This is a genomic window from Bacteroidota bacterium, assembly GCA_030017895.1.
Lineage (GTDB): Bacteria > Bacteroidota > Ignavibacteria > UBA10030 > BY39 > JASEGV01.
The window spans coordinates 1-13,715 of the sequence record JASEGV010000027.1 but is presented as its reverse complement, the minus strand read 5'-3'; the positions used below and the strand labels follow the sequence as shown (position 1 = coordinate 13,715).

Here is a 13,715-nt window from a genome sequence, read left to right as displayed (position 1 = left end):
ATCACTAATCAAAACAAGAATAATAAAGCAACACCAGCTACTGCCACAAAAGCTCCCACAACTGCCCGCTTAGTTATTGTTTCTTTATAAAAATATTTTACTAACGGCAGCATTAATATCGGAACGATCGCCATAATCGTCGCCGCAATACCGACTTTCGTATGCGAAATTGCGATTAAGCTAAATGTTATACCGAAGTAAGGACCCATCAGCGCACCTAACACTGTATATTTAAAAGCTTGTTTGTCGGCTAAGAATGTTTTGAAAGGATTTTTTAATCGTCCCGAAATTAAAGCTATCGGAAATAAAGTAATTAAACCGGCAGCTATTCGTATAAAAGTTGCAGCAAAACCGTTAATATCACCTTCGTTAAAAGCCATTTTTGCGAAGACTAATCCACTCCCTTGACCGACTGCACCTAAAAATGCCATCAATAAACCGATGTTAAAAAATGTCCGCCTGAGCGAAACGTTTTCATTTTTTTCGAGAACCACAATTGCGATACCTGCGATTGTTATAAGTATTCCTATGATATCCTGAATTGACAGAACCTCGCCTAAAAATATAAATGCCAACAAAGCACTCACTGCCGGAGCAAACGACATTATCAACGAAGTTACTCGTGCACCGAGTTGTTGATATGCTTTGAAGAGAAATGTATCGCCGAAAGTTAAACCAATAATTCCGCTAACTACTAAACAAGTATATTGTGTTGATGAAAGTTGTAAACTGATTTGAGCAATTAGAATTGTGATTAGTAGAAAAAATGCCGCAACGATCAAACGTGCAACATTGACTAATACCGACCCGGCTCTTTTTGTTGCTTCGGCGAACGAAATTGACGAACCCGACCAGCAAAATGCTGTAATTAATGCAGATATTTCACCAATAATAGACATCAAAAGAGTTTCATGCGAATATTTTCCCCGGGTTCAAAATATTTTTCGGGTCAAATAAGTGTTTTATCTTTTTCATTAATTCTATTTCGATTTCAGAAAGAGCAATCGGTAAATACGATTTTTGTGAGTAACCAATACCATGTTCGCCTGAGATTGTTCCTCCTAATGAAACTGTCAGTTGAAAAATTTCTCGTATGGCTTTATCTATATTAGCATCCCACGTTTTATCATCCAGTTTATCCTTTAAAATATTCACGTGAACATTACCATCACCTGCGTGTCCGTAACAAATGGATGTAATTCCATATCTGTTGCAAATATCTTTCACACCTTTCACGAGCTGAGGTAAGTGTGCACGCGGAACAACCGTATCTTCCTCTTTATATGCTGAAATAGATTTTACCGCTTCACCTATACTTCTTCGTAAATCCCAAACATCATTAACTTTTTGTCTATCTTCCGCAAGTAAAATATCGAGTGAATTGTGTCGTTCAACTACTCTGGCAATTGTTTCTATTTCTTTATTCAAAATCTCTTCATAGTTTCCATCAACTTCAATCAGAAGATGTGCTTCTGCATTGCTGTTTGGAAATTTTTTATCATTTTTTTCCTCTGTGGCTTTTATTGCCGACTTCTCCATAAACTCGATTGCAGCGGGAGTTATCCCTTCCTGAAATATGCTCGCAACTGCCGACACGGAATCTTCAATGGAGTTGAAAGCTACTAACATAACTTTTCGAAGTTTTGGGAGCGGAATTAAACGAACTATGATTTTTGTAATCACTGCCAAAGTTCCTTCGCTGCCAATAATAAGTTGGGTTAGATTGTAGCCACTTACATTTTTCAGAGTTCTTGAGCCGGTGCTTATTATCTCGCCGGTAGGCAAAACTGCTTCTATACTCAGCACGTAATCTTTTGTAACTCCATATTTCACAGCATGTGGACCTCCAGAGTTTTCAGCCAAATTGCCACCTAACATACAGCTCCCTCGCGATGCCGGATCCGGCGGATAGAACAAACCACGGCTTTCTAATTCTTCCTGGAATTTTTGTGTTATCACCCCCGGCTCGACTACAGCTTGAAAATTCTTCTCATCAATCTCAATTATGCGGTTAAATTTTTCCATCGAAAGACATATCCCACCATAAATCGGAAGTGCGCCTCCCGAAAGTCCGGTGCCGCCACCTCGCGGAGTTACAGGAATATTAATTTCGTTTGCTAATTTTAGAATTTTTGAAACCTGTTGTGTGTCAATTGGTTTTACAACAACTTCGGGTGGAAATTTGAAATCTTCAGTTTCATCGCTGCCGTAAATGTTTCTTGTTTCTTCTTCAGTAAAAATATTTTCACTGCCGACAATCTCTTTTATCTTTTCTATATCTGAGTGTTTAATTTTGTTGTAATTAAATTCCATCATCTGCTTCACAACAAAAATATATTATTTTTCTTGCAGATATCTCTTGTTTCGTTGGTCCAGATACTCGCCTGAACTTCACCGATGTGTGCTTTTCTTAAAAAGAACATACATAATCTTGATTGTCCAATACCGCCGCCGATAGTCAGAGGTAATTCTCCTTTTAACAATCTCTGATGATAATATAATTTTACTTTGGCTGTTTCACCTTTAATGTGTAGTTGTTGTAATAAGGTATCTTTATTCACTCTTATACCCATCGACGAAAGTTCGTACGCACGACCGAGAACAGGATTCCAAACAAGTATATCGCCGTTCAAACCTTTGTAACCATTTCGAGTTTCGGTTGACCAATCATCATAATCGGCTGCTCGACTGTCGTGAGGTGAACCGTTGCTTAATTTCGCACCGATACCGATTACAAAAACAGCTTCCTTTTCTTTGCAAATGGCATGTTCGCGTTCCTGTGGCGAAAGTGATGGGTATTTACTTTCAAGTTCTTCACTGTGTATGAAGTGTAGATTGGTCGGGAGGAATGATTGTCCTATCTGTTCATATTTGTTGCAAACCTTTTTCTCGGTTTGTTTAATTACTTTGTAGATTTTACGAACTACAGTTTTTAAGAAATCTAAATTTCTTTCTTTATCATTAATAATTCTTTCCCAATCCCACTGGTCAACATAGATTGAATGTAAATTATCTGGAATTTCATGCGGGCGCAGGGCATTCATATCGGTATAAAGTCCTTCGCCGTATTTGAATCCATAGTCGGCAAGAGCGTTACGTTTCCACTTCGCCAACGATTGAACAATTTCAGCCGTTTCGTTTATCGATTTAACGTTAAAACTAACCGGTGTTTCGGTGCCCGTTAAGTTATCGTTGAGACCGGTGTTACTTAATACGATAATAGGCGCAGAGATTCTTTTTAGATTTAATTCTTTAGCTAAATTAATTTGAAAAAAATCCTTGATGAATTTTATTGCCTCTTCCGTAGTGCGTAAATTTAAGGAAGGTTTGTATCCTTTTGGGAGTGTTAGCTTGCCGTTTGAAATAATGATTTGTTTGTGCATGGATTTGCGATTACATCCGTTTTTTATAGTCTTCGTAAATGGGCATTGCTCTTTCATACTCGTTCGACATCAACGGCGAGGAAATTATGAAGTCGGCTGTTGCGCGGTTGCAGGCAACGGGTATATTCCAAACGACGGTTAATCGTAGCAGCGCTTTTATATCAGGGTCGTGCGAAAGTGATTCGAGAGGATCCCAAAAGAAAATCAAAAAATCGATTTCGCCTTCAACTATCTTCGCCCCGATTTGCTGGTCGCCGCCGAGGGGACCGCTTTCTAATTTTACAATTTCTAAATTGAGTTCATTTTCTAATAGTCGTCCCGTCGTTCCCGTTGCAAATAATTTATGTTCCGCAAGTAGTCCTCTGTTAAATCGCGCCCACTCTATCAAATCATTTTTTTTGTTGTCGTGTGCAACAAGGGCTATCTTCTTATGAGATTTTAATATACGAGTTTCCATTTTTGATTTAATATATGTATTTAATAATTATCTTTCAAATATTTGCCTTTCGGGTATATTTTCTATAAATTTGCATAGCGAAAATTGGGTGGTTAGCTCAGCTGGTTAGAGCGCACGGTTCACATCCGTGAGGTCGTAGGTTCAAATCCTATACCACCCACTAACCTTTAAACCTATTCAGTGAGATAGGAAAGGAAAATATGAAAAAATCAAATAATAAAATTCAGAACATGCCTCAGTTCCAATTGCGGAGCTTGAGGCATTTTATTTTTAAGAGGATATGAAAACAAAACCGAAACTAATTGATGAACTTGGAATGCAGCGGACACTAACCCGCTTGGCGCATGAAATAATTGAGCACAACAAAGGTATCGAATCGATTGCACTGGTTGGAATTAAAACAAGGGGCGAGTTTATAGCAAAACGGTTGGCTGAACTGATTACGAGTATCGAGAAAAAAGAAATGCTTATCGGTATGTTGGATATAACACTTTACCGAGACGACCTGCGCGCAAAACTTAAGCAGCCTATTTTAAAAGGAACTGATATTGTGTTCGATGTTACCGACAAAAATATTGTATTAGTTGATGATGTCCTTTTTACAGGTAGAACAATTCGTGCGGCATTAGATCAGTTAATGGATTTAGGCAGGCCAAAAACAATTCAACTTGCGGTTTTGATAGACAGAGGTCATAGAGAATTACCAATAAGAGCCGACTTCGTGGGAAAGAATGTGCCAACATCCGATAACCAGGAAATCCAAGTGCGGTTGAAAGAAGTTGATGGTGAAGATAGTGTTTTATTGATTCAGAAGGTTTGATTATTCGAAATTTAAAAAATTAGGAACGACAATGGCTTTACAAAGTAAACATTTACTTGGACTCGAAGGAGTGTCGAAGGACGACATCCAATTAATATTAGATACTGCAATTAACTTTCGTGAAGTTTTAGAAAGGCCAATCAAGAAAGTTCCGACTCTTCAGGGTAAAACTATTGTAAATTTATTTTTTGAAAGTTCGACACGCACACGAATATCATTCGAGCTTGCCGAGCGGCGGCTCTCGGCTGATGTTGTGAATTTCTCAGTCGCCGGAAGTAGTGTTGCAAAAGGTGAAACTCTTAAAGATACTGCCCGCAACATTGAAGCTATGAAAATTGATATGGTTGTTGTTCGCCATTCATCTCCCGGTGCTGCTCTCTTTTTAAGTCGTGTGATGAACGCTAACATCATTAATGCCGGCGACGGAACTCACGAACACCCAACTCAAGCATTACTCGATATGTACACAATACGCGAAAAGTTTGGAAAGTTGGATGGTTTAAACGTTTGTATTGTTGGAGATATTTCGCATAGCCGCGTTGCTCTCTCAAATATTTACGGAATGCAAACAATGGGTGCGAATGTTTCTGTGTGCGGTCCTACAACTCTGATTCCGCGAGCCATACAAAAATTAGGTATAAAAGTTTACCATAATATTGATGATGCTATCAGAGATGCGGATATCCTGAATGTACTGCGTATTCAACTTGAAAGGCAGGACAGTTCGTTTTTACCATCGACTCGTGAGTATCATAATTATTTTGGGATCACAAAAGAAAGATTGTTGAGAGCAATGAAACCAATGGTGATCATGCATCCCGGTCCTATAAATCGCGATGTCGAAATTTCTGCAGATGTTGCTGACGGGGAACAAAGCGTAATCTTGCAACAGGTGCTAAACGGTGTTGCAGTCCGAATGGCTGTACTTTATTTGCTTGGAACCGGAAACTGAATTAATGGAATAAAAAAAATGTTTAGGGAACAGAAATGAAAATATTATTAAAAAATGCACACATAATCGATCCATCTGAAAACATCGACCAAGTTGCCGACATATTAATAGTTGATGGTATTATTAAAAAAATTGCACCAAAGATTTCAGCGAGTGAAAATGTTCAAGAGTATGATTTGGATGGAAAAATTGTTGCCCCTGGTTTCATTGATATGCATGTTCATCTGCGTGAACCCGGTTATGAGCACAAGGAAACAATTGAAACAGGTTTAAGTGCTGCAGCTACAGGTGGCTTTACAGCGGTTTGCTGTATGCCAAATACAAATCCGCCGATTGATGATGCGTCAGTGGTTAAATTTATTAAAGAAAAATCAGCAAAAGCTTTGAATGGTTTAGTCGATGTTTACCCTGTCGCAGCAGCTACAAAAAATCGTGAAGGTAAAGAACTATCACCAATGATTGAACTTGTTGAAGCAGGTGCAGTTGCCTTTTCGGATGATGGCTCACCGATAGAAAACCCGGAAATGATGCGCCGTGCGGTAGAATACTCGAATATGCTCGGTAAAATAATAATCCAACATTCCGAAGATCGCGCTCTTGCAAAATTGGGTGTGATGAACGAAGGACTTGTATCAACGTCCCTCGGTTTACCACCGATACCTTCAATTGCCGAAGAAATTTTGATAGATAGGGATATCAGAATTGCTGAGTATGTTGGCGCACCTTATCATGCTGCTCATATCAGCACTGCAGGATCGGTTGAAATAATCAGACAGGCAAAAAAGAAAAATCTTCCGGTTACTTGCGAAGTTACACCTCATCATTTTACGCTTACTGATGATGCTGTTCGAACATTCGATACCAACACTAAAATGAATCCTCCTTTACGTACGCAAGTTGATGTGGATGCAATCAGAGAAGGATTGCGTGATGGAACTATAGATGTAATCGCAACCGACCACGCACCGCATTCGTTTGATGAAAAAGAAGTTGAATTCTTGGAAGCACCTTTCGGAATAGTGGGATTAGAAACAGCAGTTGGGTTAGCAATTACTGAATTAGTAATTCCCAAAATATTATCAATCAATCAGTTGATTGAAAAATTTTCTATCAATCCAAGAAAAATATTAAGCTTACCTTCTGTAAAAATTATAGTCGGAGAAAAAGCAAACTTTACAATCCTTGATATACAAAAACAATGGAATGTGGATGCAAAGAAATTCAAATCAAAATCAAAAAATACACCGTTCGGTGGCAGAACTTTGATTGGAAAATGTTATGCTATCATAAACAATGGGATGATACATTTTTCGGATTGATAAATTTGCAAGGTGTCTAAATTTTTATACAGAAACGTATTTATAAAGTTACTTACTTTGAATATTTCATAAGTATTTCTGAGCTTCCTGTGCTGGCACAGGATTTGGGAGTTATGTTCACAGCAGATTAATATGAAAGGATTCGAAAATGAAAAAATTAAAATTTTTACTCACAGGAATTGCAATAAGTTTATTAAGCGGCTGCTATATTGATGTCGAAGTCCCCGACACAAAGGCGCCATCACCCCCATCGGGTTTGTATACAGAAGCGCGAGATAGTAAAGCGTACTTGGATTGGAATCATAGCCCTGAGCGTGACGTGGCAGGTTACAAAGTTTGGGTAAGTTATTCATACAGCGGACGGTATGAATTGATTGGTACAACTGGCGGAAATTATTTTAACGACAAAGATGCTCGCAACGGGACAACATATTACTATGCTGTTTCAGCATACGATTATACAAATAATGAAAGCGAGTTGAGCGATGCAGTTGCATTTGCTACGCCACGCCCCGAAGGATTTGGAGTATCAATAAACGATTACCGGACTCGTCCGGCAACCGCCGGCTACGACTTTTCAACTTATACCATCGGGCAATATAATGATCAATACACTGATATATTTTTCGAATATTACAACGGCGAATATTATATGAACGTTTGGAATGATACCGACATCAAAGATATGGGCGCCACTAATTCTCTCTATGATATTACAAAAGCTCCAAGCAGCGGCTGGTCGGCAACTAAAGATGCAATACTCCGTGTTGGAAGAACTTATGTTGTATGGACTAACGACGACCACTATGCGAAGTTTCGTGTTATATCTATCTCATCTACAAGAGCGGTTTTTGACTGGTCGTATCAATTGCAAAAAGGGAATCCATACTTAAAGCGTAATGTAGTTGAAGGTCGGCTGGAATTGAAATTTGGGCCAGGCGCCGAAGGAAGGAATTGACTTTTATGTATATATGCTTTATTTTTACACAGCAACGATGAAACAAATTATTTACATATCGCTCATACTGATAACTCTAATCGCATTGGACCTCAAGGCGCAGGAGGATGGGCAGGAAAAAAATCGGGAAATATTTAAAGCCATTGAATCGGGTGTTGATGCAGGCGAAATCGACAGATTTGCAGGCTATTTCGCACAACAGGTATATGTAAGCATACGAGGCGGCGAGAGCGGTTATTTCAGCAGCAATCAGACATATTACATCATCAAGAATTTTTTAACAGCACGCAAACCACTCGGTTTTTCATTTACTACTTACGGTTTCGCTGACGAAATTCCTTTTGCAACCGGACGCGCATTATTCCGGATTAAAGGTAACCGCGAAAGTGTGCAGGTATATGCAGCTCTCTCTAAATCAAACGGTAAATGGGTGATTGATAAGATTAATTTTTATTAATTCCTGATGTCGAACTTAATTTTTAAGCTTTATAAACAATTTGTTAAAAGACGATTTATTTATATCGTCTTTTTTATTTTGTTGATAATTGTTCTTTCTTTTTTGGTTGAAAAATTTTTTATCAAATCAATTGAGAGTAATTGGGGAGCAATTTTAAAAGAAAAAACAGCACTGCTAATTTCACAAACACAAAATCAATTTCAAAAATTTCAGAACTATGCAGCTTCATTAGCAGCCCAAATTACCAATCATAAATCCATTATAGATGCAGTTTCGGGTGGCGATGAACAAGCATTATTTCGATCGCTAAAAATATTTGAAGTTAAAGGTGGAAGCATCGAAGTTTATGATAGCGAATTGTATTTATTGGGATGGTCGAAAAGCATCGGGTCGGATATTAAATTAAATCGAACCTCAACAAAACCATTTTCCTACATCGAGCAAGGTTCGATTTTTTCTTGGCTATTGGTTGTCCATCCGATTATGAAAAACGATTTGCCTATAGGGTACGTTTTCGTTAAGAAACTTTTCGATGTAAATTATCCGTTAAGCAATCGTTTCATTAGCTCCGAAATTTTCGAAGAAGCATTTACACAAAGTTTGAATTATCCTGTTAGTTTCGATTTTTCAAACAGATCGAAAGCGAGCGAGGAAAAAGGGGTAATATCAATTCCGTTTAAAGCATTGGATGGAAACATACTTGGCTATGGTTACCGGCAGGCAAATACAAAGGCCGGGGTAATAGATGAGGTTAAACAGAATTTTTCATCGGTGCGGGTATTCTTGATTATATTTTTATCTCTTCTCGTTTTATTTTATACTTTCAAAATTGTTCATATACGCATAAGATTGTTCTACCGGGCGCTGATTGCCGTCGCAGTTTTATGGATTGTTAGGTTTCTCTGGCTTGCTATCGATTTTCCAACCGGCTTGTTCCCAATAAGCATATTCGATCCGTCATATTTTGCATCGGGTTTTGGATTTGGTGTTGCAAAATCCATAGGTGAATTGCTGATTACCTCAATCATTCTAATCACCAGCATTGTTTATATCGGATACTATGCCGTAAAATTTATTAATCAAAATAACAACTTAAATTTAAACCGTGTAATCTCGCTAAGTATCACAATTATTTTTTCATTCATTTTTCTTTTTCTTTTACGAGGATATGTGGCTATTACTCACAGTGTGGTGTTTGATTCAAGTTTGAGCTACATCGATCCTGCATTTCCACCTTTCGTATTGTTGATAATGTATTTGTGTTTGTTTTTAATTTCGGCAGCTTTTGTTTTGCTTTCAACCTTGTTAATTCTTTATTCATATTGGAATAAAAATAACTACCTCGGCTGGCTGTCTGTTTTCGGGATATTTATAGCAGCCAGTTTTATTTACGGCGAACTTCATCCTAATCCACTTACATCTAACCTCGAAAGAAGTTTGATAGTATCCGGTTTGTTAATACTTGGGATTCTTTCACAAAAATTCATCATACGAGGTCAAGCAATCAACCAAAAGAATGCACTTGTGTTTAGCTTGAGTGCGGTTTTGTTGGCAGCTTATTTTCTGTTCGCAGCCGTACAAATTGATATGCGTTCAAAGTTAAAATCGTATGCAAGCGAAGTTGCTCGTCCTGTAGATAACTGGATTGCATTTATGATAGACGAGGCATTAAATCAAATCGCAACAAAAGAAACGGCAGATCGTCTGAAATCGAACGATGATTTAAAAAATTATGCTTTCACTGAATGGGCAAAAACTATTTTAAGTCGCGAAGGTTACAATTGTCGGATTACAATTATTAATGGCGACTCACGTATTGCAAGTAATTTTCAAGTCGGTTCGATGGAACCGATTGAGAAGGAACCAATTATAACAACTTCGCGATCGATTATGGTCAGGGAAGACGAGGATGGTTTTGTAAAACATTATGTTGGTAATGCACCGGTATATTTTGAAGATGGAACTCCCGCAGGAAGCGTTCGAATGGAAGTTACTGCCGTACGAGGTGAATTATTTCGAAGCGATTCGTATGATATCCTAAAAACTTACACAGGGTTCGACTTCAAACCATATTATAAAAATTTATTTTATTCAGAATATATTAATGACTGGCGGATATACACATCCAACCGGGAGTTCGAGAGTGTTTACCGGTCGCCTTATTTATCGGATACCTCGCTGAGAAGTCAAAAAAGTTTTTTCGTTGAAGAAAAAGTTGACAGTAAAAATTATGAAATGGTTTACGTAAAGGCAGTTGATCAACCAAATAAATATATCGCAATAAGCGGAGAAAGAGGGGGTGTTGTTAGTGATGTTTTGAATTTTCTAAGGTTGTTGCTTTTCTTTTTAGTAGTGTGTTGTAGTATTTATTTTATGTTGTGGGTAGGAATAGCTGGTTATCGGAAGCGAAAACTCGAATTCAATTTCCGTACAAAATTGCTGATAGCTTTCATTATGGTGTCGGTAATTCCAATTATAGTAATAAGTTACTACAATCGTGAGTTTGCAACACAACGGGCAAGCGAAACAAATCGCACTAATTTGGAAAAACAAACCGACGTAATCCTTTCACATATCAAAAAATATTACACACTGAAATCCGATCCTTTGCCCGATGATAAACTGATATCCGAAATTGCTGCCAGCACAGGAGTAGATTTTAGTTTATACAGCAATGGTGAAATCGTAGCGAGCAGTAAACCGGAACTGCTTGATGCTGAGCTTATTGATCGACGAATCTCACCTGATGTTTACTACAACATAAATATATTAGGCAGGCACTTTTTTGTTGAATCGCAAGCGATAGGAACTTTCGGGTATTTAGTCGGTTATCAAGCTGTAATAAATAAGCAAGATCAATTAGTGGGAATAATTGCCGTTCCTACACTTTACAATCAGGCGAGTATCGAGGAAGATTTGCAAGAACGAAATGCATATTTATTAGGAGTTTATACGGTAGTATTGTTAATCGCATTTTTACTCGGTATCTTTTTCGCTGGACAAATATCAAAACCAATTCGCCGGTTGACAGATGCAGCAATACAGGTTGGGGAAGGTAATTATGATTACAAAATACCATTTACACGCACCGATGAACTTGGTAAACTTGAACAGACCTTCAATGAGATGATTGACGAAATAAAACAAAAACGAGAAGAGTTAATAAAATACGAAAAAGAATTAGCCTGGAAAGAAATGGCGAAACAAGTTGCACACGAAATTAAAAATCCGCTTACGCCAATAAAATTAGCAGTACAACATCTTCAACAAGCGTATAAAGATAAAGCCGATAATTTTGATGATATATTGAAGAAGGGAGTGTCGATGATTACTGAACAGGTCGAAACACTTACAAGAATTGCCTCTGAGTTTTCGAACTTTGCACGTTTGCCATTCCGAAAAATAGAAAAGTGCGATCTTAACGAAATTCTCAAAGAAGCAATCCATCTCTTTGAACAATACAAAAACGTTAATTTCAAATTTAATAGCTCTGAAAATGAATTTCGAGTGAACGCAGACAAAGAAGAATTACGGCGTGCTTTTATTAACATCATCCGGAATTCGATTCAAGCTATGAATGAACAGGGGACTGTGTCTGTTATCGTAGAACAAGTTGATAAAAATGTTCAGATAAATATTCACGATACAGGTCAGGGAATTTCAGACGAAATAAAAAGCAAAATATTTGAACCAAACTTTTCTACAAAAACCGACGGAATGGGATTAGGGTTAGCTATTGTGAAAAAAACGATTGATGATTCAGGTGGAGCGATTTCGTTTATTACAAATAAAGATACAGGAACTACATTTATTATCACCTTACCAATATGAGTGAAATAGTAATAATCGCATCAGAAAAATTTTCAAAGTTCAACGAAATAAAATTTGGATTTAGCACACGGCTTGGTGGAATTAGCCCGGAACCATTCGGAATGAATTTGAGCTTCAATGTTGGAGATGAACGGCTGAACGTTTTAGAAAACCGTGAGCGATTTTTTGGCGCCTTGAAAATCGGATTGGACGAGCTTGCAATACCTCGACAAGTTCAGGGTGGCGTAGTTCAGAGAGTATATGTTCAAGGCGGCTACGACTCGTGCGATGGATTGATTACTGACTCAAAAGGGATTTTTTTAACTATTAGCACCGCCGATTGTTTACCTGTGTTCCTGTTCGATCCAGTAACGAAATCAATAGGAGCTGTGCACGCAGGATGGCGTGGAAGCGAGATGAATATCGTATCACGGGCAATCCGGATGATGAGGGAAGAATTTGGAACATCTCCCACAGACCTGATTTCGTATATTGCGCCTGCCGCCAGTGTATGTTGTTATGAAGTTGGTGAAGATGTGGCAAACAGATTTTCGAAAGAGGTTCTTGTTCGAAATCCAAAGCTGCATCTTAATTTGAAGCAACACGCCAAAACTCTGATGCTAAATGCAGGAGTTAGTGAAGAGAATATCGAAGTTTCCGAATATTGCACGATATGCAACGCTAACTTATTCCATTCGCACCGCCGCGATAAGGAAAAATCGGGTAGGATGATGGGCGTAATCGGATTAGTTCTATAGCAGTTTTCGTGAATCACGCAAAGAACAAAGCAAGGTTAAAACCACTGCTTAGATTTCAGATGGTTAATTGTAGATTGTTAAATCGGTTCATTAATTTTGGGCAACGAATTCTTACGGATTACGGCATCGTAAGAGTGCTCGTCGCCCAGCCTGTTTAATTCTTGCTATTTATTCAACTTACCTCATCATGATCATCTTCTTCACAGATGTAAACTGACCTGCGGTTAGTTTGTAAAAATATACGCCTGAGGCGTATCCGCCTCTGGCGGAAACACCACTCGGAATATTCATCGTATCCCAAGTAACCTCATAATATCCGGCTTCTTTGTACCCATCCACAAGTGTGGCTACTTCACGACCTAAACCATCGTAAACTTTGAGCGTTGTATAATTGTTAATTGGCAATTGGCAATTGATAATTGATGATTGTTACAGGATTAAATGGGTTTGGATGATTTTGATGCAAGTCGTACTTAGTTGGAATATTCTGTCCAGCACTTGAAATTGTCTGCTGCTTCTTGATTACTAAGTTTTCTTTTAACTTTTCAATCTTTTCATACCTGCCGCGCGATACAAATATAAACGAACGTTTCATACCCTCTGATAAAGGTGGGGATGTGAAAACTAAATCAACCCATTCCTGTGGATTTAACTCTACAATGTTTCCATCGCTATTCTGTAAAGTAGGTGTAACGTCTCCGTTTCGCGTATGTTCGGCTGAAATTAACTCAGATTCATGTAGTGTATAATCCAAATTAAGTTTATTGCTTAATTCGCTATAATCTAATTTTGCTGTTCCTG

13 protein-coding genes and 1 tRNA gene are annotated in these 13,715 nt (G+C 38.1%); 8 read left to right on the top strand and 6 right to left on the bottom strand.

Annotation, left to right across the window (positions count from 1 at the left end):
• Positions 1-8: 8 nt before the first annotated feature.
• The 4 genes from QME58_06815 to QME58_06800 are packed head-to-tail and all read right to left on the bottom strand — an operon-like array spanning position 9 to position 3,840.
• Entirely contained in the window at positions 9-899 is an 891-nt protein-coding gene (locus tag QME58_06815; protein ID MDI6803542.1) for a DMT family transporter, read from the bottom strand.
• Positions 900-909: 10 nt separating this feature from the next.
• Positions 910-2,316 (bottom strand): FAD-linked oxidase C-terminal domain-containing protein, encoded by a 1,407-nt coding sequence (locus tag QME58_06810; GenBank protein ID MDI6803541.1) that lies wholly within the window; start codon positions 2,314-2,316, stop codon positions 910-912.
• Positions 2,317-2,321: 5 nt separating this feature from the next.
• Entirely contained in the window at positions 2,322-3,383 is a 1,062-nt protein-coding gene (asnA, locus tag QME58_06805; protein ID MDI6803540.1) for an aspartate--ammonia ligase, read from the bottom strand.
• 10 nt (positions 3,384-3,393) lie between these two features.
• A complete protein-coding gene (locus tag QME58_06800; protein ID MDI6803539.1) occupies positions 3,394-3,840 on the bottom strand; it encodes a methylglyoxal synthase in 447 nt (148 codons plus the stop codon).
• Positions 3,841-3,926: 86 nt separating this feature from the next.
• Here QME58_06800 and QME58_06795 point away from each other — a divergent pair.
• The 8 genes from QME58_06795 to pgeF all read left to right on the top strand — a co-directional run bounded on the left by QME58_06795 (position 3,927) and on the right by pgeF (position 12,914).
• Positions 3,927-4,000 (top strand) — tRNA-Val (locus QME58_06795).
• 120 nt (positions 4,001-4,120) lie between these two features.
• Positions 4,121-4,660, top strand: coding sequence for a bifunctional pyr operon transcriptional regulator/uracil phosphoribosyltransferase PyrR (pyrR, locus tag QME58_06790; GenBank protein MDI6803538.1), 540 nt, complete (start codon positions 4,121-4,123; stop codon positions 4,658-4,660).
• Positions 4,661-4,691: 31 nt separating this feature from the next.
• On the top strand, positions 4,692-5,612 hold the full coding sequence (locus QME58_06785) for an aspartate carbamoyltransferase catalytic subunit (protein ID MDI6803537.1): 921 nt from the start codon (positions 4,692-4,694) through the stop codon (positions 5,610-5,612).
• 35 nt (positions 5,613-5,647) lie between these two features.
• Positions 5,648-6,931, top strand: a complete 1,284-nt coding sequence (locus QME58_06780) for a dihydroorotase (GenBank protein MDI6803536.1) — start codon at positions 5,648-5,650, stop codon at positions 6,929-6,931.
• A gap of 148 nt (positions 6,932-7,079) precedes the next feature.
• Positions 7,080-7,889, top strand: coding sequence for a hypothetical protein (locus QME58_06775; GenBank protein MDI6803535.1), 810 nt, complete (start codon positions 7,080-7,082; stop codon positions 7,887-7,889).
• Between the two features lie 37 nt (positions 7,890-7,926).
• Positions 7,927-8,346: a DUF4783 domain-containing protein gene (locus QME58_06770; protein MDI6803534.1), complete on the top strand. Its 420-nt coding sequence runs from the start codon at positions 7,927-7,929 to the stop codon at positions 8,344-8,346.
• A gap of 6 nt (positions 8,347-8,352) precedes the next feature.
• Complete coding sequence (locus QME58_06765; protein MDI6803533.1) at positions 8,353-12,177, top strand: ATP-binding protein; 3,825 nt, start codon at positions 8,353-8,355, stop codon at positions 12,175-12,177.
• Positions 12,174-12,914: a peptidoglycan editing factor PgeF gene (pgeF, locus tag QME58_06760; GenBank protein ID MDI6803532.1), complete on the top strand. Its 741-nt coding sequence runs from the start codon at positions 12,174-12,176 to the stop codon at positions 12,912-12,914. Before QME58_06765 ends, pgeF begins: the two co-directional genes overlap by 4 nt.
• A 177-nt stretch (positions 12,915-13,091) precedes the next feature.
• On the opposite strand, the gene QME58_06755 is transcribed toward pgeF, so the two are convergent.
• Positions 13,092-13,319: a T9SS type A sorting domain-containing protein gene (locus QME58_06755; GenBank protein ID MDI6803531.1), complete on the bottom strand. Its 228-nt coding sequence runs from the start codon at positions 13,317-13,319 to the stop codon at positions 13,092-13,094.
• On the bottom strand, positions 13,309-13,715 hold a 407-nt coding region (locus QME58_06750; protein MDI6803530.1), incomplete at its 5' end, for a hypothetical protein. The genes QME58_06755 and QME58_06750, both read right to left, overlap by 11 nt.